The 24,953-nt window shown below is 71.2% G+C and carries 17 protein-coding genes and 1 riboswitch; of the genes, 7 read left to right on the forward strand and 10 right to left on the reverse strand.

What is annotated here, in order from left to right:
- Nucleotides 1-66 precede the first annotated feature (66 nt).
- Together MQE23_RS17360 and MQE23_RS17365 are read right to left on the reverse strand one after the other, a co-directional pair.
- Nucleotides 67-2,532, reverse strand: a complete 2,466-nt coding sequence (locus tag MQE23_RS17360) for a DUF5682 family protein (RefSeq protein ID WP_243379548.1) — start codon at nucleotides 2,530-2,532, stop codon at nucleotides 67-69.
- A gap of 55 nt (nucleotides 2,533-2,587) precedes the next feature.
- Complete coding sequence (locus tag MQE23_RS17365) at nucleotides 2,588-3,763, reverse strand: AAA family ATPase (RefSeq protein WP_243379549.1); 1,176 nt, start codon at nucleotides 3,761-3,763, stop codon at nucleotides 2,588-2,590.
- A 145-nt stretch (nucleotides 3,764-3,908) separates the two neighbouring features.
- Between MQE23_RS17365 and MQE23_RS17370 the strand changes: the two genes are divergently transcribed.
- Nucleotides 3,909-5,264, forward strand: coding sequence for an SWIM zinc finger family protein (locus MQE23_RS17370; RefSeq protein ID WP_243379550.1), 1,356 nt, complete (start codon nucleotides 3,909-3,911; stop codon nucleotides 5,262-5,264).
- 151 nt (nucleotides 5,265-5,415) lie between these two features.
- Nucleotides 5,416-7,083, forward strand: coding sequence for a DUF5691 domain-containing protein (locus MQE23_RS17375; RefSeq protein WP_243379551.1), 1,668 nt, complete (start codon nucleotides 5,416-5,418; stop codon nucleotides 7,081-7,083).
- Between the two features lie 119 nt (nucleotides 7,084-7,202).
- Here MQE23_RS17375 and MQE23_RS17380 read toward each other — a convergent pair whose 3' ends face one another.
- Nucleotides 7,203-7,619 (reverse strand): cobalamin B12-binding domain-containing protein, encoded by a 417-nt coding sequence (locus MQE23_RS17380; RefSeq protein WP_037673345.1) that lies wholly within the window; start codon nucleotides 7,617-7,619, stop codon nucleotides 7,203-7,205.
- Nucleotides 7,620-8,128: 509 nt separating this feature from the next.
- Here MQE23_RS17380 and MQE23_RS17385 point away from each other — a divergent pair.
- On the forward strand, nucleotides 8,129-8,992 hold the full coding sequence (locus MQE23_RS17385) for an alpha/beta fold hydrolase (RefSeq protein ID WP_243379552.1): 864 nt from the start codon (nucleotides 8,129-8,131) through the stop codon (nucleotides 8,990-8,992).
- Nucleotides 8,993-9,211: 219 nt separating this feature from the next.
- Nucleotides 9,212-10,747 carry a M23 family metallopeptidase gene (locus tag MQE23_RS17390; protein ID WP_082320065.1) on the forward strand — a complete coding sequence of 512 codons (1,536 nt, stop codon included), beginning with the start codon at nucleotides 9,212-9,214 and terminating at the stop codon, nucleotides 10,745-10,747.
- 50 nt (nucleotides 10,748-10,797) lie between these two features.
- On the opposite strand, the gene pcrA is transcribed toward MQE23_RS17390, so the two are convergent.
- Nucleotides 10,798-13,275: a DNA helicase PcrA gene (gene pcrA, locus MQE23_RS17395; protein WP_243379553.1), complete on the reverse strand. Its 2,478-nt coding sequence runs from the start codon at nucleotides 13,273-13,275 to the stop codon at nucleotides 10,798-10,800.
- Nucleotides 13,276-13,565: 290 nt separating this feature from the next.
- Nucleotides 13,566-13,739: riboswitch (cyclic di-AMP (ydaO/yuaA leader) on the forward strand.
- A gap of 8 nt (nucleotides 13,740-13,747) precedes the next feature.
- Here pcrA and MQE23_RS17400 point away from each other — a divergent pair.
- The gene (locus MQE23_RS17400; protein WP_020269456.1) at nucleotides 13,748-14,923 is read left to right on the forward strand and encodes a C40 family peptidase; all 1,176 of its coding nucleotides are present in this window, start codon (nucleotides 13,748-13,750) and stop codon (nucleotides 14,921-14,923) included.
- A gap of 124 nt (nucleotides 14,924-15,047) precedes the next feature.
- A complete protein-coding gene (locus tag MQE23_RS17405) occupies nucleotides 15,048-16,067 on the forward strand; it encodes a hypothetical protein (protein ID WP_243379554.1) in 1,020 nt (339 codons plus the stop codon).
- Here the strand turns inward: MQE23_RS17405 and MQE23_RS17410 are convergent.
- Nucleotides 16,045-16,398, reverse strand: coding sequence for a hypothetical protein (locus MQE23_RS17410; protein WP_010036449.1), 354 nt, complete (start codon nucleotides 16,396-16,398; stop codon nucleotides 16,045-16,047). The genes MQE23_RS17405 and MQE23_RS17410 overlap by 23 nt on opposite strands.
- A 420-nt stretch (nucleotides 16,399-16,818) precedes the next feature.
- Here MQE23_RS17410 and MQE23_RS17415 point away from each other — a divergent pair, with 420 nt between their 5' ends.
- The gene (locus tag MQE23_RS17415) at nucleotides 16,819-17,886 is read left to right on the forward strand and encodes a C40 family peptidase (RefSeq protein WP_243379555.1); all 1,068 of its coding nucleotides are present in this window, start codon (nucleotides 16,819-16,821) and stop codon (nucleotides 17,884-17,886) included.
- Between the two features lie 41 nt (nucleotides 17,887-17,927).
- On the opposite strand, the gene MQE23_RS17420 is transcribed toward MQE23_RS17415, so the two are convergent.
- The 5 genes from MQE23_RS17420 to MQE23_RS17440 all read right to left on the reverse strand — a co-directional run bounded on the left by MQE23_RS17420 (nucleotide 17,928) and on the right by MQE23_RS17440 (nucleotide 24,871).
- Complete coding sequence (locus MQE23_RS17420; RefSeq protein WP_243379556.1) at nucleotides 17,928-18,656, reverse strand: SprT family zinc-dependent metalloprotease; 729 nt, start codon at nucleotides 18,654-18,656, stop codon at nucleotides 17,928-17,930.
- A 62-nt stretch (nucleotides 18,657-18,718) separates the two neighbouring features.
- Entirely contained in the window at nucleotides 18,719-22,384 is a 3,666-nt protein-coding gene (locus tag MQE23_RS17425; protein WP_243379557.1) for a type I restriction endonuclease, read from the reverse strand.
- Nucleotides 22,385-22,497: 113 nt separating this feature from the next.
- On the reverse strand, nucleotides 22,498-23,547 hold the full coding sequence (locus tag MQE23_RS17430) for a MarR family transcriptional regulator (protein ID WP_243379558.1): 1,050 nt from the start codon (nucleotides 23,545-23,547) through the stop codon (nucleotides 22,498-22,500).
- A 260-nt stretch (nucleotides 23,548-23,807) separates the two neighbouring features.
- Nucleotides 23,808-24,056, reverse strand: coding sequence for a DUF397 domain-containing protein (locus tag MQE23_RS17435; RefSeq protein ID WP_243379559.1), 249 nt, complete (start codon nucleotides 24,054-24,056; stop codon nucleotides 23,808-23,810).
- A complete protein-coding gene (locus MQE23_RS17440; protein WP_243379560.1) occupies nucleotides 24,053-24,871 on the reverse strand; it encodes a helix-turn-helix transcriptional regulator in 819 nt (272 codons plus the stop codon). Before MQE23_RS17440 ends, MQE23_RS17435 begins: the two co-directional genes overlap by 4 nt.
- Nucleotides 24,872-24,953: the final 82 nt, after the last annotated feature.

Raw genomic sequence — 24,953 nt, forward strand, 5'->3', positions numbered from 1 at the left:
CGTTCCCGTCGGGGTCTCCCGCTCCCGCGCCCGCGCTCGGCGCCGGCTGCCGCAGTTCGTCGGTCGTCATCCCGTCACCCCCACCAGGTCCTTGCCGATGTCCTCTGCCACTTCGTCCAGCCCGAGCAACAGCCGCAGGACCGGCAACACGGCGTCCGCGCGCGCCGGGTCGAGCTCTGCCGCGAAGCCGGGTATGCCGGGGCCGGCCCCTGTCGCACCGGTCCCGGCCCCGGGCCCGCGTCGGACCAGTTCGCCGAGGGTCCGCCGCACACCGGGCTCGTACGCCGAGAACGTCCGCCGCAGCAGGGGCAGCACGTCCGTGAACGCCTCCGCCGGCACCCCGGTCAGCCACGCGTCGACCAGCCCGAGCAGCCGCTCGTCGTGCACCAGGAGCATCCCGCCCCCGGAGCCTCCTCCGACGAAGCCCTCGATCCACGCGGCCGCGTCCGCCGGTGGCGTGCCCGGGGACAGGACGAGCCCCATGAGGCGCGCCGCCTCCTCCTGCGCCAACTCCCCGTCGTCCAGCAGGAGCCGCACGGCCCGTCCTCTGATCACTCCGGGTACGGTGTCCCGCCCGGACAGCACACGCAGCACCGACTGCCAACGGGCTCTCAGGTGACCTTGCCCCGCCGCGGGGGCGTCTCCCAGGAGTCCCACGGCCCCGTGCACGGCGTCGACGTGGCGTCGCATCTCCTCGGCGCCGTCCGCGTCGAGTGCCGCACAGGCCGGGGGCAGGCCGACGAAGACCCGCTCGGCCAGACCCGCCGCGACCTCTCCCAGGGCCCCGGTGTCCGTGCCGCGCACATCGCCGTAGCGCAGGGAGCGGACCAGGGCCGGCAGCGCCTGGGCGAGCTGGCCGACATCCGTGTCGAGGGCCGCGCGGTCGGCGAGGATCCGCATCACCGTGGGCAGCGCGTCGGGCAGTTCGCCCAGCAGGCAGCGCTCGGCGAGTGCGGTGACGTCGGCCAGCCCCTGCGCGGTGACGGCGTCCGCCTCCGCCTTGGCGGTCGCGGCGGACAGGACGGTCGTCCCCCACACGCCGGCCTCGGCGACCCGCACCGACAGCTCGGGCTCCCAGCGCAGCCGCCACGTCTCCCGGAAGGTGCCCGTGCTGCCCCGCGAGGCGGCCGGTTCGCCCCATGCGATGCCGAGCAACCGCAGCCGGTGCAGCAGCCTGCCGCGGGCGGCGTCGGTCTCCTTGCGCAGGTCGAGCTCCAACTCCCGCTCCAGCGCCTCCGGCTTCAGCCGCAGCCGACGCTGGAGCCGGGCGAGGTCCCGCTGCAACGGAACCGCCGGTGCCGCCGACGGCACCTCCCCCAGTACGTCCCCCACGACCAGCCGGTCCTCAACCAGCGCCAGCGGCACGTCCGAGCCCTCGCACATCACCGCCCGCACCGCGTCGGTCGTCTCGCTCAGGCCGGGCAGCGGGCGGCCGCGCATCGCGGCGAGCGTCTCGGCCAGCCGCACGGCCTCGATGACGTGCGCGGAGGACACGAGCCGGTCCTCGGCGCGCAGCAGCCCCGCCACTTTGGTCATCCACCGCTCGACCGGCCGGTCCGGGGCGCTGAACAAGTGCCCGTACCAACCCGGCGAGTCGATGCCGGCCCCGTAGCCGCTCACCCGGGACAGCCGGCGGTGCGTCCACGGCACCCACGTCATGTCCGTCTTGACCTTGGGCAGTCCCTTCAGCAGCGCCTTGTCGGCGGCGACGGTGGTCTTCCGCCGCAAGGCGGGCACATGCCACGCCCCGCAGACGACGGCCACGCCGTCCTCGAACTCCCGCTGCGCGGCCCGCACCTGGAGCCGCATGTACGCCTCGCGCACCAGGTCCCGGTCGTGTCCCCCGCTGCCGTAGGTCTCCCGCAGCGCCCCCATCGCCTCCTCGAGCACGGTGAACGGCGCGAGCGCGTCCCCCTTCCCGACTCCCCGGTGCTCCACGACGTCCTCCCACCACCGCTCCGGGTCGTCGTAGCCGGCGGTCTCGGCGAGCACGCCGAGCGGATCGATCCGCACGTCGGCGGGGCCGGGTCCGCAGGCGGGTTCGGGTCCAGAGGCAGGTTCGGGTCCAGAGGCGGGTTCGGGTCCGCAGGCGGGTTCGGAGTCACCCTCGCTGTCCGCCGTCTCGGCGTCCAGCGGTGATTCCCCCGCCACTCCGGCCTCGTCCTCCTGCCTCCCCCAGGCCAGCGTGTGCGTGGCCGGCAGGTCGATGAAGCGGGCCGGGACGTCGTGTTCCAGGGCCCAGCGGATGGCGACCCACTCCGGGGAGAACTCGGCCAGCGGCCAGAACGCCGAGCGGCCGGGCTCGTCCACGGCATGGGCGAGCAGGGCGACCGGCGGCCTCATCTCCTCGTCGGCGGCGAGCGGAATCAGGGCATCGGCCTCGGGCGGCCCCTCGATCAGCACGACCCGCGGCCGGGCCTCCTCCAGCGCCGCCCGCACGGCCCGCGCCGACCCCGGCCCGTGATGCCGCACCCCGAGCAACAACGGCCCCGCCCCGGCCGCCCGGCCCTCAGCTTCTTCCGAGCCTGTCACTTGATCCCCTCCCATCGCCTACCCGGTCCCGCAACCGACCCCCGCCCGGCGTCGCTCACACGCTCACCTCCCGGCAGGCCCGGTAGAAGTCCTTCCAGCCGTCCCGCTCACGGACCACCGTCTCCAGGTACTCCTGCCAGATCACGCGGTCGGCCGCCGGGTCGCGGACCACCGCGCCGAGGATGCCCGCGGCCACGTCGCCCGGCCGCAGCACGCCGTCGCCGAAGTGGGCCGCCAGGGCCAGCCCGTTGGTGACGACGGAGATCGCCTCGGCCGTGGACAGCGTGCCGCTCGGCGACTTCAGCTTCGTCCGGCCGTCGGTCGTGATCCCGTCGCGCAGCTCGCGGAAGACCGTGACCACCCGGCGGATCTCGTCCAGGCCGTCGGGCGCGGCCGGCAGGTCGAGGGAGCGGCCGATCTGGTCGACACGGCGCGAGACGATGTCGACCTCGGCCTCGGGGCTCTCCGGCAACGGCAGCACCACCGTGTTGAACCGGCGACGCAGGGCGCTGGACAGGTCGTTGACCCCGCGGTCGCGGTCGTTGGCCGTGGCGATCAGGTTGAAGCCGCGGACCGCCTGCACCTCCTGGCCCAGCTCCGGTATCGGCAGCGTCTTCTCCGACAGGATCGTGATGAGCGTGTCCTGCACGTCGGCCGGGATACGCGTCAGCTCCTCGACGCGGGCGGTCATGCCCTCGGCCATGGCCCGCATGACCGGGCTGGGCACGAGGGCGTCGCGGCTCGGGCCGTGGGCGAGCAGCTGCGCGTAGTTCCAGCCGTACCGGATGGCCTCCTCCGGTGTGCCGGCGGTGCCCTGCACCAGCAGCGTGGAGTCGCCGCTGACCGCCGCGGCCAGATGCTCGGAGACCCAGGTCTTCGCCGTGCCGGGCACCCCGAGCAGGAGCAGGGCGCGGTCGGTGGCGAGCGTGGTGACGGCGACCTCGACGATGCGGCGCGGGCCCACGTACTTCGGCGTGATCACCGTGCCGTCCGGCAGCGTGCCGCCGAGCAGGTAGGTCGCGACGGCCCACGGCGACAGCTTCCAGCGGGCCGGACGCGGACGGTCGTCCTGCGCGGCCAGCGCGGCGAGTTCGCCGGCGAAGGCGTCCTCGGCGTGCGGTCGCAGTGCTTCCGCCTCAGGTACGTCCGCGGGTGTGCCCGTACCCGCGTTCGCGGGCGCGGACCCGTTCTGGCTCGGGTCGACGGACGTCGGTTCTACGGACACAGGCATGGCTGAGTCCCCCTCCAGCTCGGCCGGTTCGGATCTGGCATCCACGTTGCACCACACCACTGACAATGCGTTCCGACCTGCGCAAACGACCAGCCCGAGGCGCTCGCCGACCCGATTGTCAGTGGTGGGATCTACCTTCGATGGCATGACTCAGCAGGGGGTGCGCTGGACCGCGGACCAGGTGCTGGCACTGGCGCCTGACGCCGCATCACGCAAAGCGGCAAGCAAACTCGGCGCGGCGGGGCCGTGGTCCGAGGCGGGGAGTTCCGACGAGGGGACGGTGTGGGGGCTGTGCAAGGGCAGCGGAAGCAAGCCGTATCAGACGATCGTGGACATCGCGGACGCCTCCGGGCCCGCGTACAAGTGCAGTTGTCCGAGCCGCAAGTTCCCGTGCAAGCACGCGCTGGGGCTGCTGCTGCTCTGGGCGGGCGGCGACGGAGCGGTGCCGACGGGAGAGGCGCCGGAATGGGCCGGGCAGTGGATAGCGGGGCGGCGCAAGCGCGCGGAGGAGAAGAGGAGCGGGGACAGCTCCGGTTCGCCGTCCGGGTCCGCTGATCCGGAGGCGGCGCGCCGCCGGGCGGAGCGGCGGGCCGAGCGGGTCACGGCGGGCGCGGTGGAGCTGGAGCAGCGCCTGACGGACCTGTTGCGCGGGGGCTTGGCCTCGGCGGAGCAGGCGGGTTACGGCCTGTGGGAGGAGACGGCGGCCCGCATGGTCGACGCCCAGGCACAGGGACTCGCCTCGCGCGTGAGGGAGTTGGGGGCCATACCGTCCACCGGCCCGGGCTGGCCGGTGCGTCTGCTGGAGGAGTGTGCGCTGCTGCATCTCCTCGGTCAGGGCTGGCTGCGCCGCGAGCGGCTGCCCGATGCCCTCGCCGCGACGGTCCGCTCCCGCATCGGTCTGCCGGGCTCCGCGGACGGACCGCCGGTGCGGGACCGCTGGCTGGTGCTCGCCCAGTACGACACGGTGGACACGCGCCTGACGACCCGCCGTATCTGGCTGTACGGCGCCGATTCGAACCGCACCGCGCTGCTCCTCTCCTACGGCGCCGCCGGCCGCGCCCCGGAGCTGGCGCTACCGGTCGGGCTGACCCTGGAGGCCGAGGTGTCCGCCTACCCGGGCGCCGGGCAGCTGCGGGTGGCCCTGGGCGAACAGTTCGCCCCACCCGCGCCGACGGCGATACGCCCGCAGGGGATGACGACGTCCCAGGCGGCCGCCCGTTACGGCGACGCCCTGCGCGACGACCCCTGGCTGGAGTCCGTCCCGGTGACGCTGGACCGGGTCGTCCCCACCCCGGACGGCGACTCCTGGCAGTTGGCGGACGCGGACGAGGACGCGGCGTTGCCGCTCACGCCCGCCGCGCGTTCCCGGCCGGGCCTGTGGCGGCTCGTCGCGCTGTCGGGCGGCGCCCCGGTCCGGGTCTTCGGCGAATGCGGCCACCAGGGCTTCACGCCGCTGACGGCCTGGCCCGAAGGCCCGGGCGAGGCGATAGCCCTGTGCTGAGCCGACGCCGACTCCGGCGCCAGCGTCGGCGGCCCGGCCTTTCCGCCCCGCCCCACCTCCCCCACACATCCGCGAATTTTTCAGGCATCCCGGGACAACCGGTAAGGGTGAGCCTTCAACCACCCCCGGGCGCCCCACGGAAAGGAAGCTCATGACCAGGACCTCCGCTCCTGTGGACGCGCCCGCGACGGGTGCCTGGGAGGGGCTCGTCACCACGGCACTGCTGGGCACGGACCGGCGCACCCCGCCGGGCACCGGCCCGGGCCCGGAGGCCCCGGTGGCCCTGCTGGACGCGGCGGCCGTGGAAACCGTACGCCGACGGGCCGGTCTGCGTCCGGCGCGGGCGTCCCAGCGTCCTCAACCGGCGCCGGAGGACCCGCGTCCGCCGCTGCCGCAGGCGGCCGCCCACAGACTCGCCGTACTGCTGGCCGACCGCCCCGGCGCGTCCGGCGGCGGTCGTCGGGGCACCACGCCCGACCTGACGGAGTTGCTGCCCCAGTGGCTCGCGGCGGCCAACGCCCGTGGTTTTGCCCCACCTCCGCAGCTGCTGCCCGCACTGCTGGACGCGGCTCGGGGGCGTACCGACCTGCGTCCGGCGGCGCTGGAGTTCGCGGGGCCGCGGGCCCTGTGGCTGGCCCGGCTGAACCCGGACTGGCGGTTCGCCCTGCGCTCGACACCGGGCGGCGGAGCGGCCCTTCCGCATCTCGACGACGCCGACAGCATCCGGCAGCTGTGGCAGGAGGGACTGTTCGCCGAACGGGTCGCCCTCCTGTCCGCCCTGCGCTCCCGCGACCCGGCCGCGGCACGCGAACTGCTCGAGACGACCTGGGCGACGGAACGGGCCGAGGACCGGCTGATGTTCCTCGACTCCCTGCGCACGGGCCTGGGCCCGGACGACGAGCCGTTCATGGAGCAGGCCCTGGCCGACCGCAGCCGCAATGTCCGGGCGACGGCGGCGGAGCTCCTGTCGGCGCTGCCCGGTTCGGCGCTCGCGGCACGGATGGCGGTCAGGGCGGAGGCCTGCGTCGCCATCGACCACATGCAGCCCACCCAGCCCACCCAAGATTCCCCGGCCACCGGATCCACGGTGGCCACGCCGACGATCACCGTCGAAGCGCCTCACGAGTGCGACCCCGGCATGGAGCGCGACGGTGTCGTGGCGAAGGCGCCGGCCGGCCGGGGTCAACGTTCGTGGTGGTTCGGCCAATTGGTGGAGGCGGCTCCGCTCGGGACCTGGTCGCGGCGGCTGGGCGGGCGGACACCCCGGGAGATCGTGGCGCTGCCGGTCACGGACGACTGGCAGGGCGAACTGCACGCGGCGTGGTGCCGGGCCGCCGTGCGCCAGCGGGACGCCGAGTGGTCGCGCGCGCTGCTCGGAGAGCCCTCGGCACCGGAGGCGGGCGGTCCGGGCTCGGTGTCCTTGGCCGAACGCGCCAAGCTGCTCGGCACGCTGGACGCAGCAGAGCGCGCCGAGTGGGTGGCCGGCTTCATCTCGACGCACGGCCTGTCCGAAGCGTTTCAACTGCTCGGGGTGTGCGCGGTGCCGTGGGCGCCGCCGCTCGGCCGGGCCGTGGTGGACGCGCTCAACATCGCGCGGGACGCGGGGAGTTATCCATGGAGTTTCAGCGGAGTCATGGGCCTGGCGGAGCGCTGCCTGGACCCGTCCGAGGCCGGCCGCCTCGACGGTCTGCTGGCCGTACCGGACGAGCCGGAGAACGCGTCTCCCGGCGCCGGCGGCTACTGGGCGGAGGCATTCCAGCGCCTGGTCACGACGTTGCGCCTGCGCGCGGCGATGACGGAGGAGCTGAACACTTCCTGACCCCGGCCCGCGTCACGGAGCCCGGTAGCCACCCACCGAGGCCGACCCTGGCAGACCAGAACCACTCGCCGACGACACCCCGGGCCACCGGCCCACACCCCGGCACCACCGCCGGAGGCCTACGCCCCGGCCGGCTGGCGTGCGTTCGCCCGGACCCAGTCCACGATCGACGCCGTCGTCGCGCCGGGGGTGAAGATCTCCGCGACGCCCTTCTCCTTGAGCAGGGGAATGTCCGCCTCGGGGATGATCCCGCCGCCGAAGACCAGGATGTCCTCCGCGTCCCGCTCCTTGAGCAGGTCGATCACCGCGGCGAAGAGCGTGTTGTGCGCGCCGGAGAGGATGGACAGCCCGATCGCGTCGGCGTCCTCCTGGAGCGCCGTGTCGACGATCTGCTCGGGAGTCTGGTGGAGCCCGGTGTAGATGACCTCCATACCGGCGTCGCGCAGGGCCCGTGCGATGACCTTGGCTCCGCGATCGTGGCCGTCGAGGCCCGGCTTGGCCACCACCACGCGGATCGGACCGGCTGCCACACCCATCACTGCCTCCATGAAGCGACTACATCCATCCGTATCGACAAGTACCGCACATATCGCGCTCGCCGTACACGCCGCACCGCACGGACACCCTGCCCCGATTCGTCCCGGCAAGTGAACGAACGTTATCTCCAGGATCCCGCGACCGGCAGTTTCGCGGTGTGGACCGAGGGGGAAATCACACGATGGGACAAGCGCAAGGGGAGCCGCGACGAGGTCGCCGTACCGCCGCCCCACCCACCACGCACAGCGGCGGTACGGCACTTCGGCGAAGGCACGCGGGACACGCAGGGCACGCACAGCACGCAGGGCAGACACGGCGCAACAGCGGGGAGCCTCGTCGCCGCACCGACAGGGGACCTCGTCGCACCACCGGCGTCACACGCGCCACTAGCCGCGCTCCGACCCCACGGCTCACGCCGCTCACGCAGTCATCAGCCGTCTTCGCCGCTGCTTTCCACGAGGGCATACGGGGGGCGGCTGTCCTCCCGCGTGCCGACAGGAGGTCGGCCATGAAGGTCACCAGGGCAGCTCTGCCCTTTCTTCCGTACTGCCAGCGTCTGCTGCCGAGCCGGCTGGCGGGACTCTCCCTGGCACTCCTGAAGGCCACCGCCCTGGAGATCGCGATCCTGGCCGGGCATCTCCTCCTCTATCCCTCCGGCATCACGCAGGAGCGACGGGCGCCCGCTCCAACCCTGCCCACGGCCGGAGCCGCCCAACTGCCGACGGAGGCCAAGCCCCCGGTCGTCCTGCTGCACGGCTTCATCGACAACCGCTCGGTCTTCGTCCTGCTGCGCCGCAGCCTCGCCCAGCACGGCAGGCAGCAGATCGAGTCCCTCAACTACTCGCCGCTGACCTGCGACATACGCGTCGCGGCCGAGCTGCTCGGCCGCCACATAGAGGAGGTCTGCGAGCGCACCGGAGCCCAGCAGGTCGACGTCGTAGGGCACAGCCTCGGCGGCCTGATAGCGCGTTACTACGTGCAGCGGCTCGGCGGCGACGCGCGCGTGCGGACCCTCGTGACACTCGGCACGCCGCACTCGGGCACCCGGGTGGTGCCCCTGGCGAACGCGCACCCCATCGTGCGCCAGATGCGCCCCGGCTCACCGGTGCTCGAGGAGCTCACTCGGCCTGCCCCGGGCTGCCGCACGCACTTCGTCAGCTTCTGGAGCGACCTGGACCACGTGATGGACCCGCTGGAGACGGCCTGCATCGACCATCCGGATCTGACAGTGCAGAACGTGCGGGTGACCGGCATCGGTCATCTCGCCCTGCCCGTGCACCCCGCCGTCGCCAACGGAATACGGCAGGTTCTCGACACGGCCCGCCCGGGTGAACCGTCGGCCGGCCGGACCGATGGTCTGACGGTGGCCTGAGACTCGTCATACAGCCGGCACACAGCGCCGAAGCACCGACGGACCTCGAACAAACTTCGAACACAGGGCCAAGCTCGTGCCCGCAGTCCGCCAAAACACGGCCGAATGCCCGTTTCCTGCGCGCGCGAAACCTGCCGAAGATTGTCGTGCCCGCGTACCGCCGGGTACAGTCGCCGCACTGCTCTGGCAGCCCCTGTTGTCGAGGCGAAAGAGAAGTTGGTGAACGACCGTCACCCGTCGGGGACCATGACCCCGGCTCCGGCTTCCGACGCCGACTCGGCGCACTACGCGTCGTACGGCACCCAGGAAGCCCAGTACGGCGACTTCACCACGTACGGCGACTACGCCGCCACCGGATTTGACACCACCGGTACGGACGGCGCCGGTTTTGAAGCCACCGGCCACACCACCGCGACGTTCGCCACCGACCCCCTCTTCGGTGACATGCCAGGCAGCGGCCACGACACCGGCGCGTACGACACCGGCCACTGGCCCACCGGCACGCAGGACAACCCGCACTACGACGCTTACGCGGCCCAGCACCACGCCGCCTATGACACCGGCGTCTACGACACGACGACCTGGACGGCCGCGCAGCAGCCGCTCTCGGTCATCCCGCCGCAGGCCACCTCCCCGGACAGCACCGGGCAGTGGGACGCCGGTGCCTGGCTCCAGCCCGACCAGTCCGGCAATCCGGCCGACCAGACCCAGCAGTGGGAATGGGGCACGCAGGCCTTCGACACCGGTGCCTACGACGCCACGCAGTGGAACACCGACGGTGCAGGCGCCCCGGCCCCCGACGCGTACGAACAGCACGGCGAAACCTTCGAGCAGCACGAGACCGGGACGTTCGAGCAGGTCACCTACGACGAAGCCGACGGGGCCGACTACCACGACCCCGCCACCGACGGCGGCGACCCGGCCACCGGCGAACTGCCCACCGTCGCCCCGCTCCTGGACGGCCAGGAAGAGGTGAGCCCGCGCGCCGGCTCACGGGCGGCCTCGCGCGCCGGGTCCCGTTCCCGCCGCCGCACGCCGCCCAAGCGCTCGGCGCTGCTGACCATCGCGGTGCCCTCGGCGTGTGTCATGGGCGTCGCGGGCATCGCCGCCGCCTCCGTCGGCACCTTCACCGACGACGGCGCCGCGGAGGCGCAGACGACGGCGGCGGACGTGCAGCCGGTGAAACCGGCCACCGCCAACAACAAGCTGGACACACAGCTCCAGAGCCTCGCCGCCGGCGCGGACGACTTCGCCGACCGGGCCAGCCGTACGCAGGAGCGCATCGACCTCAAGGCCCAGCAGGCGGCCGAGCGCAAGCGCGCGGCGGAGGAGGCGGCCCGCAAGGAGCGGCTGCGCCCCAAGTTCGCCCTGCCGGTCGCCCGGCACGGACTCAGCGCCTACTACGGCCAGTCCGGCATCAACTGGATGTCCCTGCACACCGGCATCGACTTCCCCGTCTCGTACGGCACGACCGTGATGGCCGCGACCGACGGCACGGTCCGCACGCAGTGGAACAGCGCGTACGGCAACATGATGATCGTGACCGCGAAGGACGGCACGGAGACGTGGTACTGCCACCTCTCCACCTACACGGTCCCCTCCGGTACGACCGTGAAGGCCGGCGATCCGATCGCACGCTCCGGCAACTCCGGCAACTCGACCGGCCCTCATCTGCACTTCGAGGTGCGCCCGGCCGGCGGCTCGGCGATCGACCCGCTCCCGTGGCTGCGCAGCCACGGCATCGACCCGACGTAACGTCCCGGCAGCCCCCGCCCGTCGGGCGAACGGGGGCTGATCTCACACGGCTACAGCTTCTCCACCGGCGCGTACCGCAGCAGCAGGCGCTTCGGCTTGGTGTCCCCGAAGTCGATGGTCGCCTCGGCGTTCCCGCCCGTGCCCTTCACCGCCACGACGGTCCCGAGCCCGAACTGGTCGTGCGTGACCCGGTCCCCGACCGCCAGGGACACGACCGGCTTCTCGGAGGTCCGGCGCGTGGCGAAACCGGACGCGCCCGACGCGGACGAACGGGAGCGGGACGACGACAGCGAGGCCGCCACCCCGGAGACCGGGCCGGAGGACGCGGGCGCGGTGGCACCCGTCCGCTTCCACTCCACGTAGGCCGGCGGGATCTCCTCCAGGAAGCGCGAGGGCGGGTTGTACGACGGCTGGCCCCAGGCGCTGCGCAGCGTGGACCGCGTCAGATACAGCCGTTCCCGCGCACGCGTGATCCCGACGTACGCCAGGCGCCGCTCCTCCTCCAGCTCCTTGGTCTGGCCGAGGGCGCGCATGTGCGGGAAGACGCCGTCCTCCATGCCGGTCAGGAAGACGACCGGGAACTCCAGGCCCTTGGCGGTGTGCAGGGTCATCAGCGTGATGACGCCGTCGCCGTCCTCCTCGTCGGGGATCTGGTCGGAGTCGGCGACCAGCGCGACCTGCTCGAGGAAGTCGGACAGGGTGCCCCGCTCCTCCTCGCCGCGCTCCTGCTCGAACTCCATGGCGACGGCGGCGAGTTCCTGGAGGTTCTCGATCCGGGTCTCGTCCTGCGGGTCGGTGGAGGCCTGCAACTCGGCGAGGTACCCGGTGCGTTCCAGGACGGCCTCCAGCACGGTGGCCGGTCCGGCGCCGGACTCGACGATCGTACGGAGGTCCTCCATCAGCGTGTTGAACCGCTTGACGGCGTTGGTGGAGCGCGCGGCCATGCCGTACGCCTCGTCGACGCGCTTGAGCGCCTGCGGGAAGCTGATCTTCTCCCGCTGGGCGAGGGCGTCGATCATCGCCTCGGCGCGGTCGCCGATGCCCCGCTTGGGGACGTTGAGGATCCGGCGCAGCGGCACCGAGTCCTCCGGGTTGGCCAGCACGCGCAGGTAGGCCAGGACGTCCCGGACCTCCTTGCGCTCGTAGAAGCGGACGCCGCCGACGACCTTGTAGGGCAGGCCGACGCGGATGAAGACCTCTTCGAAGACACGGGACTGGGCGTTGGTGCGGTAGAACACGGCGACGTCGCCGGCCTTGGCCTTGCCGGCGTCCGTGAGGCGGTCTATCTCGTCGGCGACGAACTGCGCCTCGTCGTGCTCGGTGTCGGCGACGTACCCGGTGATCGTGGCGCCCGCGCCCGCGTTGGTCCACAGGTTCTTGGGACGGCGGGACTCGTTGCGCTCGATGACCGCGTTGGCCGCGCTGAGGATCGTCTGGGTGGAGCGGTAGTTCTGCTCCAGCAGGATCGTCGTCGCGTCCGGGTAGTCCTCCTCGAACTGGAGGATGTTGCGGATCGTCGCGCCGCGGAAGGCGTAGATCGACTGGTCGGCGTCACCCACCACGCACAGCTCGGCGGGCGGGACCTCGGCCTCGGGCGGTACGTCGACGGGGTGCTCGGAGGTGCCGACGAGCTCCCGGACGAGGGCGTACTGGGCGTGGTTGGTGTCCTGGTACTCGTCGACCAGCACGTGGCGGAAGCGGCGGCGGTAGTGCTCGGCGACGTCCGGGAAGGCGCGCAGCAGGTTGACCGTCGTCATGATCAGGTCGTCGAAGTCGAGGGCGTTCGCCTCGCGCAGCCGCGACTGGTACATCGCGTAGGCCTGGGCGAGGGTCTTCTCGAAGCCGTCCGTGGCCTGGGCGGCGAAGTCCTCCTCGTCGATCAGCTCGTTCTTCAGGTTGCTGATCTTGGCGCTGAAGGACTTCGGCGGGAAGCGCTTGGGGTCGAGGTCCAGGTCACGGCAGACCAGGGCCATCAGGCGCTTGGAGTCGGCGGCGTCATAGATCGAGAAGGAGGACGTGAAGCCGAGCTTCTTGCTCTCGCGCCGCAGGATGCGCACGCACGCACTGTGGAAGGTCATCACCCACATCGCGTTGGCCCGCGGGCCGACGAGCTGCTCGACGCGCTCCTTCATCTCGCCCGCGGCCTTGTTGGTGAAGGTGATCGCGAGGATCTGGCCCGGGTGTACGTCCCGCTCGGCGAGCAGGTGGGCGATGCGGTGGGTGAGCACACGGGTCTTGCCGGAGCCGGCGCCGGCCACGATGAGCAGCGGGGAGCCGGAGTGCACGACGGCGGCGCGCTGGTTGTCGTTCAGCCCCTCCAGGAGGGCGGCGGTGTCCACCACCGGGCGCGGGGCGCCGTCGCGGTAGTAGGCGTCCCGGTCCGGGGGCACGTCGAACTTCCCGCCGAACAGATCGTCCGGAACCGGCTCCGGTACGTGATCGTCCTCGGGTGGCGGCGGGGGCTCGTCCGCGGGGCCCCGCTGGGCCTGGAGGTCCGCCAGGAAGCTGTCGTCAAAGAGGCTGCTCATCGCTCTCCGAGTCTAGGGCGCCCCACTGACAGCCCGCCGCCGCCCTGAGAACATCGCCGAAAGGACCCCCTCGTCACCCTGTATCCCCGCATGATCACAGCCCGCTACGGACGTCACGATTATGGACGACTCGTGACCAACCCCCCTCGACCGGTCACTCTCGGCGACGCTCCGGGATAAGGTCACGAAAATGTATCGGGCATATCACCCATCAACCTTCACAAGGGCCACACGAGTTGGCTACCGTGCGGGCAGGCCGCACGACCCCCACCGGCGAACGTCGCCGGGCCGCGCGGCCTCCGCCGAGTCCGGTGTGCCGCAGCGGCAGCCGGAGCCGGGGACCCAACCGAGAACTCTGGGGTGAATCGGCCCGACTCCCTCCGCGGAGACGGCCGTAGGGCAACCCTTCCGATGTACCCGCCCGAACCCGACAGCTAACCCGGTAGGCGGAGCACGGAAGGAGTCGCCTCCCTTGGCGTCGCACCGCAAGTCGCGTCCCGCTGGTACGCGCGTCGCAGGCATACGGACCCCCGCCCTTGCAACGGCGGCCCTCACGTCCGTCGCCCTGCTGTCCCAGTCGGCCAACGCCGCCCCCGAGGCCGACGACAAGCCGAGTCTCGAGGAAGTCGAGAAGAAGGTCGACGACCTGTACCGCCAGGCCGAGTCGGCGACCGAAAAGTACAACTCGGCCAAGGAGAAGACCACCAAGCAGCGCAAGCGCGTCGACACCCTCCTCGACGACGTCGCCAAGCGCACCCAGAAGCTCAACGAGGCACGGGAGGAACTCGGTTCCTTCGCCGCCGCCCAGTACCGCACCGGCGCCTCCGCCCCGGACACGGCGACGTTCCTGCTCGCGGACACCCCGCAGGACTACTTCGACCAGACCCAGCTGATGGACCGGATGACCGGCCGTCAGAAGGTCGCGGTCGACGACTACGTCACCCAGCAGTCCGAGACGATGAAGAAGCGCCAGGAGGCCACCGAGAGCCTCCAGACGCTCACCGAGACCCAGGGCGACCTGAAGACGGCCAAGGCCACCGTCCAGCGGAAGCTCGCCGACGCGCGCGACCTGCTGTCGAAGCTGACCGCCGAGGAGAAGGCGCGGCTCGCGGCGATCGAGCGGGAGAAGCAGCAGGAGGCCGCCCGCAAGGCCGCCGAGCTGGCCCGGCAGCAGGCCGCGCAGCAACAGGCGCAGGAGCAGGAGCAGACCGCCCAGCAGCAGGACAGCGGCTCCTCGTCGGCGGGCTCCGGCTCGTCCACCTCGACGGCCCCGGCCGACTCCTCGTACGCCACCAAGGCCGAGAAGGCGCTCGCCTTCGCCCGCGCCCAGATCGGCAAGCCGTACGTCTGGGGCGCCGTCGGCCCCGGTTCCTACGACTGCTCCGGCCTCACCCAGGCCGCCTGGAAGGCCGCGGGCGTCACCCTGCCGCGCACGACCTACGACCAGGTCAACGCCGGCACCACGGTCCCGCTGGCCGACGCCCAGCCCGGTGACCTGGTCTTCTTCTACGACGACGTCACCCACGTCGGCATCTACATCGGCAACGGCATGATGATCCACGCCCCGAAGCCCGGCACCTACGTGCGCGAGGAGTCGATCTACTACGACGGCGAGTCGGCGATCCACAGCGTGGTGCGGCCGGCCTGAGGGCCGTAGTCACGGCAGGCGGGTCACTGAGGGCACGCGCGCGTGAGGGCGCTCGCGCGTTTTTGAGGCGCCCCGCGCGCGTGCCCCGCTCACATCGCGCGCGGCGCCTCCTAGCATCGGCCCCATGCCCGGCCCCTCCCCCTCCCCCTCCACCGACTGGTGGGCGCAGCGCGCGCCGTCCGCCAGTGCCGCCGTGCTGACGACCGGCACCCTGTCGGTCGGCCTGGATCTGGCGGGGTACGGCGTCCTCTCCCGCATCGCCCTCGGCCTGGCCTGCGCGGCCTGGCTGATGTTCGCCGCGGACTTCACCCTGCGGCTGCTGCCGGCCGGCACGAGGTGGCGGGCGCAGGCGGGGGTGCCGGGTCTTGTGGACACCGTGGCGCCGGCCGCCCTCACCACCGTGGCGGCGACGGCCGTCCTGGGCACCGGCTTCTCGGCGGCCGGCTCGCAGGCTCTGGCCGCGGCCCTGCTGGTGCTGGCCGTACTGCTCTGGCCCGTGTCGCTGGCCCTCCCCGCGCAGGGCGGGGAGCGGCGCAGGCCCGGGACGGTGTTCGCGCGCTGCATGGCCACGCAGGGGCTCGCCGTGCTCGGCGCCACGCTCGCCGCTGCCGAGTCGGCCGCCTGGCTCGCCCACGCGGCGCTGGTGCTGTTCTGGCTGGGGCTCGTGCTGTACGTCCTCGCCCTGGCCCGTTTCGATGTGCGGCAGGTGGACGAGGGACGCGGTGACCAATGGCTCGTGGCCGGGGCGCTCGCGCTCTCGGCGCTTGCCGGGGCGCGGCTGATCAGCTCCGACAGCGCGCACCTGTACCTGTGGAACGTCGACGACCGCGGCGTCCTGCGCCATGTGACCGTCGTGCTGCTCGTGGTCACACTGGTCTGCTGCGCCGTCCTGCTCGCCGCCGAGTTCCTACGGCCCCGGCCCCGCACCGACATCCGCCGCTGGGCGACCGTGTTCACCTGGGCCAAGACGGCGACGGCGGCACTGGCCGTCGCCGCCGCCCTCGACGTCTCCTGGCTCGACGGCCTCGGGGAGGTACTGCTGTGGGTCTCGGTGGCCGCGTGGCTCGTGGTCACCGCCTGGGCGGTCACCTCGGCCCGGGCCTGCGTCGTGCCCGGCCGGGTCAGGTCCAGAGCACGGCGATGAAGACGTTCGCCGTGGTCAGCGCCCCGACCAGGCCGAACAGGCCCTTGTCCACCTTCTCGTCGTCCCGCTTCACATAGACCAGGCCGAGGATCACGATCAGCAGGGCCAGCTTCACGCCGATCTTGATGTTGTTCACGGACTGGTCGTCGGCCTGGTTGAGGCCGACCAGGATCACACCGGTGACCAGCATCGTCAGCGCGCCGTGCAGCATCGCCGGGGTGTAGCGGGCGGTGCCCTCGCCCATCGCCTTCATCTGGGTGAGGAAGCCGCCCAGGAGGGACGCGATGCCGATGATGTGGAGGCCGACGAAGAGGTGGATGAGTACGTCCATGAGGCCGGAGCCTAATGAGGGGCTCCACAGCCGCCCGCACCGGCCCGTCGGTTGCATATATGCGCCCCATAGCACCCGTCCGCCGCCCCGCGCCCGTGATTCGGCGCATCGGTCATCACGCTGAGTTAAGTCGACGGCGCTGAGACGAGATCTCGGTCGCATACGGTCACCGCCGGTCCTCTCGGGACACTTCCGCGCACCCGCCACCGGGCCGCCGCGGCGAGGTTTAGCGTCCTCCACCAGGTGCCCGGCTCCCCACCGCCGCCCGGGCCAGGGGCGGCAGTCGGACACCACCGCCGAAAGGTCCGGCGGCGGTCCGCTTCCCCTGTGCGGGCCGCCGCCGGACGCGCGCCGCCCGTCCGCTCCCCCTGGCGGCCGTACACACCCGTCGGCGGTCGCAGGAAAGGACGTGGCCCCCAGGTGGCAGCGCACCGCAAGCCCCGCCGGCGCTCCGCGAGCGGCAACACGGCCCGTACGGCCGCCACGATCGCCCTCGCGGGCGCGGCGACCGCGACGGGCTTCGACGGCACCGGACACGCCGAACCCGAGCTCACCCCCGGCCAGGTCAAGGCCAAGGTGGACGAGCTGTACCAGGAAGCGGAGGTCGCCACCGAGAAGTACAACGGCGCGAAGGAGCAGGCCGAGGCTGCCGGACGGCGGCTGAAGGACCTCCAGGACCAGGCGGCACGCAAGGAGGAACGGCTCAACTCCGCCCGCGAGGCACTGGGTTCGGTCGCCGCCGCCCAGTACCGCGCGGGCGGCCTCGACCCCGCGCTCCAGCTCGCCCTGTCCGACGACCCCGACCGGTACCTCGACAACGCCGAGTTCGTCGAGCGGGCCGGCAACCGGCAGCGGGCCGACGTCGCGCGCGTACGACGGCAGCTCCGGGAGATCGAGCAGCTGCGCGGGGCCGCCCACATCGAGCTGACCTCCCTGAAATCGCGGCAGACGGAGCTGAGAGGGCACAAGAAGACGATCACCGGCAAGCTGGGATCCGCGCGTCAGCTGCTGTCCCGGCTCACCGCGCAGGAACGTGCCCGCATCGGCGACACCAGGAGCACGGACCGCGCCTCACGCTCCTCGACGGGTGCGCGTGACGGCCTGACCGTCCCCGGGTCCGTCAGCGCACAGGCGCCCAACTCCCGTGCGGCCGCCGCCGTCTCGTACGCCTACCGGAAGCTCGGCAGCCCCTACGTGTGGGGTGCGACGGGCCCGAACGCCTTCGACTGCTCGGGCCTCGTCCAGGCCGCGTACCGCTCCGCGGGCGTCTCCCTGCCCCGCACGACGTACTCCCAGATCGACGCGGGCCGCCGCGTCTCCCGCTCCGAACTGCTCCCCGGCGACCTGGTGTTCTTCTACGCCGGCATCAGCCACGTCGGCATCTATGTGGGCGACGGCCGGATGATCCACGCCCCGAGCCCCTCCGCCCCGGTCCGGGTCGCCCCGCTCGACGAGATGCCGTTCACGGGGGCGACCCGGGTGGTGTGAGGGCTGTCCGGCGGCAATCGGCCAGCGGAGGAGGTACGAGGTCAGGTTTTTTCTGGGAAGTCTCCGAGCCACAACCGACGCCCGAGGTCATCCAGCTCTGTTTTGCGTTCCTCGCACTCCGGGATGGCCTGCCGGAGCAGAGACCAGTAGTCGGCTCCGTGCCCCGGAATCCTGGTGTGAGCGAGTTCGTGAGCGATGACGTAGTCGACCAGGTGAGCTGGCAGCTGGAACAGAGCCCAGTGCAGCGCCATGGTCCCGCGAGCACCGTGGCCCTGCCGGTAGGTGCCCCATCGGTTGCCGACATCTCGTACGACGACGTCCGGCTCCCGGACCTCCATACGCGCGGCCCATGGCTGAAGCCTGCCCTGTGCCCAGCGTTGTCCTGTACTCCGGTACCAGCCGATCAGGGCACGTCGAGCCGCGACCGGGTCCCGTACGAGACCTTCACCGATCACCATCCGACCGGCGACAAGCCGGACAGTGGCCTGCCCCTCGCCGCCGATTTGGAGCCGGTAGGCACGGCCCAGATAGGCAAACGTCTCGCCGTCCCGGAACTCACGCACAGGGTGGGCCGACGGATGGTCCTCGCGTCGTCGCAGCTTGTCGGCGAGCCACGTCTCGCCCTCCCGCAGGAAGGTCTCCGCCCGCTCGGCGTCACAGCCCTGCGGCGCGCGCAGGACGAGGGATCCGTCGCGTTCCACCGTGAGCCCAAGGCGTCGGCGGCGTTCGCTGACGACCACACGGAACTCCCTGCCTCCCACAACGATCACCTGACCGTCCTCCAGGACGGTTCGGCACGGGTCTCGCGGGTCGGCAGTCGTCGGCACGCCGCCTATTGTCCCCGAGCCGCTGCCCGGAACGCCGCCGCATGCCGCTGGGCGTGCCCGGTCAGCGCTTGCGACAGGTTCTCCAGGGGCTCCTTGGCACGCTCCCTCGGCTTGACGCCCGCCCGGCGCAGTCCACGCCACAGCTCGCTGTGCAGCGAGTCCAGGCTCGCCTCGCTGTCCGACCAGGCGGCACTCGACACGTGGCGCTCGATGATCGCGGCGAGCTCGACCGTCACGCTCCTGAGCACGGCGGGATCTGGCAGGTCGAAGGCCGGGTCCTCGGTCATCCGGTCGGAGAGCTTCGTGTAGAGCTGCTGCTCGGCCGCCGTCAGGTCGGCGACCTCGGGATCGACCTCCTCGGCCTGCCGGGCCCGGTCGATCAACGGACCGATACGTATCTTGATCTCATCCCAGCGTCCCGCGAACTCCTCCAGGATCACTTCCAGCTCCTCGGAGAGGGTCCGCAGCACGGGCCGGTCCTCCGTCTTCCGCCTCTCCTCCAGGTGGTAGCGCAGCGCCTGCACCTGCTCGGCGGCGGACTCCCGCACGTCCGGGATGCGCTCCACCACCTCGTCGAAGTCCGGGGCCAGGATGGAGACCGGCGCGATGACCTGCTCGATCTCGGGCATTTCGAGGTGATCCGCCACCATGGCGCGCACCTTGCGTCCATACGCCCGTACGGAGAAGGTTCCGCCCTCGGCGTCCCGGTAGTGCCGCCGTACCCGCTTCTGCAGCAGCGTCCAGTTCCGTGCCTCGGGTACCAGCTTCAGCGCCGCCTCGTGCGGCAAGACGCGCTCCAGCGCGGAGGTGAAGCGGCTCATACGGGCGTCGAACTCGGTTCTGGCGCCCTCGTCGCCGAGCGTGAGCATGCCCTGGGCGATGCCGCCGGGGGTGTCGAGGCCGGTGATACCCAGGTCTGTGAGGAACTCCCTCAGCTTCTTCGCCGCCTCCCACATCTCCGGGACCTCGACCTTGTCGAGGCTGCGGACCGTCCGCAGCGCGCGCCCGTCACCCTTGTACGCGGGCAGGGTGACCGCAAGGTCACTCAGCACGCCGTAGTAGTCCACGACCCGGCCCTCGTACTTGCCGCGTCGCGGGCGGTTCACGCGGGCGATGGCCTGGAGCAGTTCGGCGTCCTGGATCGGGCGGTCGAGGTACAGCGCCTGCTCGATGGGGGCGTCGAAGCCGGTGAGCAGCATGGACTTCACGATGAGGAAGGCCACGGGCCTCGGTTCCTCGACGTGCGGGTCGGCCACCCCGCTCCAGGGGTTCCGGCTGATGCCGCCCGCCGGCACGGGATCATCCTCGGGGATATGGTGCGTCACCCACGGGTTGTCCGGCGGGAGCTGTGGGAACGGCTCCAGGAACCGCTCGACGTGCTCCTGCTGGGCCACCGGGTCGGTCCACTCACGCCATTGCCCGCGCTTCTTCTCGCTTCCCGCTGAGATGACGGGCACGAAGTCGATCCGGCGCAGGATCTCCTGGTAATGCCAGGCCCGCAACAGCACCAGCTCGTCCCAGGTGTAGTCGGCGAGGTCCTTGTGCCGCAGGGACTTGGGGTCGAAATCCCGTACCCGCGCCAGGAGTTCGGCACGGGCGTCGTTAAGCATGTGCCGGTAGAGCACGGCGGCACTGCGGCTCACTGCCGCCACCTGCGCCTTGAATCCGCCGGTCAGCGGCCCGGTGACGTAGTGCTCCAGCATGTCCTTGGCCTTGGCGCGGATCACGGGGAGCGACTCAGCGACGGTACGGCTGGTCGGCTTGAGCTGCCTCCGTATCTTCGCCTGCTGCCCGGTCCGCAGCTGGGCGATCAGGTTCTCGAACTTCCCGTTCAGCTCTTCCTTGTCGCGTACCCCGGCCGGGCCCGTACGGCCCTCGTAGCGCACGGGCACGACGACTTTGTCCCGCTCGGCCTCGTCCATAAGGTACGAGTCGAGGAATGCGCCGTCCGGCTCCATTCCGAAGATCCGCCCGGTGTCCGAGAGGCGCCCCTTCATGATCGGCGTACCCGTGAAGCCGACCCGTGCCGCCTTCGGTACGGAGTCGCGGAGGCAGGCGTGCAGCACCGAGGTGTGAGACCGGTGCGCCTCGTCGACGAGCACGAGGACGTACGGCGAAGGGCTGCACTCGGTGAAACGACGGCGCACCTCGTCGACAGCCGCGTCGACGGGTGTGGGATCGGACGCCTCCTCGGCCGACGCGCCCTCGGCCAGGCGCTCCTGTGCGGCCTCGAACTCCGCCACCGGGTCACGGTCGTCGCTGGACTCGCCCTCTCCGGTGCCGATGACGCCGGGGATCCGCCCGAGGTACTTCTGGATCATCGTGAAGATGACGGCACGTCCGCCGCGCCTGCCCGCGCGTTCCAGCATGCCCTCCACGTCGGAGCGGGACTGCGCGACCCGCACGTCGGCCCCACTGACCCGAACCGCGGCGGCCAGTTGCTGTTCCAACTGTCGCCGGTCGGTGACGACCAGCAGAGTGAAGCGGTTGAGCTCGGGATCACGGCTGGTCTGGAGCCTCCGGGCAAGGAAGGCCATCGTGAGGCTCTTGCCGGACCCCTGGGTGTGCCAGATGACCCCGCCGCGCTCGTCCCGCCCGGCGGCCGGATCGTCCACGGTCCGCCCGGTACGCAGCTTGCGCACGATCTTCTCGACGGCACGGTACTGCTGGTGGCGGCAGACGGCCTTGACGGTGACGGGCGGCTCCCCCGGCTTCGTCTTCACGGGCATCTCGAAAACGTAGTGCCGCACGATGTTCAGCAGATTGCGGGGCTTGAGCACGATGCCGACGAGACGCTGGAGGTCGGTGGGCGCCCCGCCCGGTTCGAGCAACCGCGTCCCGTCGGTCCGCCGCACCTCCTGCAACGCGCGGGCGAAGCCCTTGTCGTCGTTGTAGTCCGGCGTCACGCTGCGCCAGGCCGCGAAGTGGTTCTCGTCGGACGTGATGGTGCCCAGCGCCGCGTGCTTCCCGGCGGCGGCTATGAGCAGCTGCACGGGGGCGAAAAACTCGGGCACCTGGGAGCGCGGGTCACGGCGGTCGCGCCCGTTGTCGTCGTCGAGCGGTACACCCGCGTAACCGCGCAGGTCACGGATGGCCTCGCCGATGGCGTCCTTGACGTCCGGGCCCTTGCACTCGACGACGGCGAGGGGGACGCCGTTCACGAACAGCACGAGATCGAGGATGATCTCCGCTCCGTCAAAGGTGCGTACGCGCAGCTGGTCGACGACGAGAAAATCGTTCCTGTTCAGGATCTGGGCGTCGTCCAGGCCCTCCAGGTCCCAGTCGATGAACTGGGCGTGCACGGTGGAGCCGTGGTGATGCTCCTCGTCACCGGTGACCGGCGTTCCCTTGATCAGCCGGCTGGTCACTTCACCGTTGACGGCGACGAGAGAAGTGGTCGCGACATTACGTGCCGTACGCCGCAGGTCGTCGATGGCGGCATCGGCGTCCGCGTCCGTCATCCAGGAGCCGCCGTTGCCGGGGAGCCGGTTGACGCGCCGGACGGCGGAGCGCAGCCGCTTGAGCAGGAGCAGATCGCTGTAGGCACGTTCGTCGCCGTCGGGGTCCGCCTTGCTGAGGTCGGGCCCGTGGACGTGCCGCCATCCCATCGCCTTCATCTGGTCGATGATCGGCAGTTCCGTCTCGTCCCGCTCGGCCGTGCCCCGTGTCATGTCCCCCGTGCCTCTCCGTGCGACCGCGCTGACGCTCGGGCAACGACCGTCAAGCCGCTGACCGTTCCCTCATTCTGCGACCCGTGAGGCGTGGGTGACACGAGTCCGCGCAGCTACGACGGGTGACTTGCCGTGTGAGGGCGCAATTTGGCTGATTGTCGACGGTCACGGGCGGCGAGAGCTTCGCGGACGAGGCCGTCCGTGCTCTGTCGGCGCGGCTGTGAACCGGACTGAGGCACTGGGCTGGGAGCACCTTGTACGGCGGTCGTACGGCAGCCCCGGCACAGGCCACCGACGAAGGCAGCGGGGCGTCCTGGAACGCCGCATTCGGTGCACTCCGGCATGAGACGGCGGGGACGGTCCGAGTGGGGCTCATCGGAAACCGTCGATACGGAGGCGGGCATAGGTTGGGGCGGCAGCTTGTCCCGCAGTCGGCGGGCGACGAACCCACGTGGCGCGTGGACGGCGTCGGGCAGGCCGGCGGTCAGGGCCTGGATCACGGACACGGTGCTTGCTCCGCGCTCCAGCCAGGGGATGACCAAGTCGGTGAGGGCATCGCAGTCCGCGGCAGACAGGGCGAGCCGGGGTTCGATGCTGCCGAGCCGGGCGAGGACGCGGTAGGCGGTGGTGGCGCGCGGTTCGGCGGACGCGGGCTCGGCTGGGGCGTCGGTGGATGGAGTGGTGTGGTCGGGCGTCGGGTTGACGTCCGGCGCGACAGTGCTGTCCGGGGCCGGTACGTCACCGCCCTGGGCTGTGTCCGGGGCCTCGCCGCTGCCCAGGAAGGTCGCCCACCAGGCGTCGTCCCGTGCGGTGCGGGACCAGTACGTACGGAACACCCAGCGTGTGCCGTTGTCGCCGGTGGCGGCCAGACCCCGAGCGCGGTGCAGGTGCCCGGCGCGGGACAGGGCGGTGAGGGCGCTACTGACAGCCTGCTGACCGTACAGGGGCAGTGCTTTGGCGAGGCTCTTGATGTCCATGGCAGCGCCGTCGGGCAGCCGGTCGATGAATGCGGCGATGTAGGCCTCGCGGGGAGGCATGTGCGAGAAGTCGGCGGCGCGGGCGGCGGCGCCGGGCTCGGCCCGGACGGTTCGTTTTCCGTAGCCGGGGTTGGCCGTGGGGTGTGCGGGGGTGGGCAGAGCAGCGTTAGAGTTTTCACAAGCCACGAGATCGTCCTAACCGATCTTGGGGTGAGACCCCGGCGGGTGTTGGTAGCACCCGACCGGGGTTGTTTGTTGTCGCGAACGCTAGAGGGTGACGACGGCGCGTCGCAAGCCGGTCACAAAAAGTCATGTCGCCTGGCAGGGGCGCAGGTTGAGCACTGGACGACTCGCCACTGCGAGCCCGGGAGGGTGGGTGGTGGGTTCAAACCAACCACCCATTCCTTACAAACGGCGCTCGACTCCCGGGCCTTGACGCTCGAAACTCAAGCGTCGGTACGGGCGTACGCGACGAACGCGGTCCAGGCGGCTCCGGCGACGGCGAACCGGTGGCTCCGGGAGCCGAGCTTCGAGTCTCGGACATGGATGACATGGGGGCAGGGGGCCACTTCGAGGCAGGCGCCACCCTGACTGTCACTGCGGCTGGACTTGCGCCGCTCGAGGGCGACTTCGAGGCAGTTGCTGCCTTCACTGTCGCTATAGCTGGACTTGATCCATATGAGGTGGTCGCTCACTGATTCTCAGCCACCCTTCTGATGAACTCGGCAGACTCCTCAACGCTGAGAGCGTGCATGCGGATCATGCCATGCTTGCGCGCCAGCTCACTGACCTTGCTCGGGTTGGCGTACAGGGCACTCGTTCCCTGCCCTTCAGCGAAGGCATAGAGCTCATGCTTCCCAGTCTCCAGCAGCACGATCGGCCCGTTAAGCGCGACTCCGCCACAGCGACCGAACGGCAAGATCTGGATCGACACATTGCGAAGGCTGCCGACCTTCAGCAGATGCTGTAACTGATTCTGCATGACTTCTGCTCCGCCCACCCCGGTATGCAACGCAGCCTCGTAGATGACGAAGCCGTACATCACGCCGGTTCTGCGCCTCAGCGCCTCCGCCCTGCGCAGCCTGGCGGCGACACGTTCAGCAACGGTCTCATCGTCAAGCGGCGGGCAGCTACCCCCGATCAGAGCCCGCGCGTACTCCTCCGTCTGCAACAAGCCGGGCATGAGCAGCGGCTCGTAACAGGAGAAGCTGATGGCCTCCGCCTCGATGGCCATGAACTCCTTTGATCGGGCGGGAAACGGCTCTGGCTTCAAGTACTCCTGAGCCGCAACGAGCTTCCCACCGGCCCCGCAGACCTGGTCGGCGATCTGCAGCAACCGCAGCGTGGGCCGACGGCGGCCGTTCTCCATGGATTTGACGTACTCGTAGTCGTAACCGGCCTCGTTGGCCAGCGCCTCCCGACCGACACCGGCGTCCGTACGCCACAGCTTGATCTGGCTGCCGCAGTACCGCCACGCAATCGGCGGCTGGGAGTTCGCCTCGGTCGCCACACACACCTCCGCCGGATCCACACCGGGTACAACCACCCGCTGTACCCACGCCGTTACTCGCGAGGCTAGGCGCGACCCGGGA

It is taken from the genome of Streptomyces sp. HP-A2021, assembly GCF_022807935.1.
GTDB lineage: Bacteria > Actinomycetota > Actinomycetes > Streptomycetales > Streptomycetaceae > Streptomyces > Streptomyces afghaniensis.

Excerpts from the sequence above, each read along its gene's own strand:
- MQE23_RS17410 (WP_010036449.1), bottom strand. The coding sequence starts at position 16,398 with ATGGACGTACTCATCCACCTCTTCGTCGGCCTCCACATCATCGGCATC.
- pcrA (WP_243379553.1), bottom strand. The coding sequence starts at position 13,275 with ATGAGCAGCCTCTTTGACGACAGCTTCCTGGCGGACCTCCAGGCCCAG.
- MQE23_RS17375 (WP_243379551.1), top strand. The coding sequence starts at position 5,416 with ATGACCAGGACCTCCGCTCCTGTGGACGCGCCCGCGACGGGTGCCTGG.
- MQE23_RS17425 (WP_243379557.1), bottom strand. The coding sequence starts at position 22,384 with ATGACACGGGGCACGGCCGAGCGGGACGAGACGGAACTGCCGATCATC.
- MQE23_RS17380 (WP_037673345.1), bottom strand. The coding sequence starts at position 7,619 with ATGGGTGTGGCAGCCGGTCCGATCCGCGTGGTGGTGGCCAAGCCGGGC.
- MQE23_RS17370 (WP_243379550.1), top strand. The coding sequence starts at position 3,909 with ATGACTCAGCAGGGGGTGCGCTGGACCGCGGACCAGGTGCTGGCACTG.
- MQE23_RS17385 (WP_243379552.1), top strand. The coding sequence starts at position 8,129 with ATGAAGGTCACCAGGGCAGCTCTGCCCTTTCTTCCGTACTGCCAGCGT.
- MQE23_RS17405 (WP_243379554.1), top strand. The coding sequence starts at position 15,048 with ATGCCCGGCCCCTCCCCCTCCCCCTCCACCGACTGGTGGGCGCAGCGC.
- MQE23_RS17365 (WP_243379549.1), bottom strand. The coding sequence starts at position 3,763 with ATGCCTGTGTCCGTAGAACCGACGTCCGTCGACCCGAGCCAGAACGGG.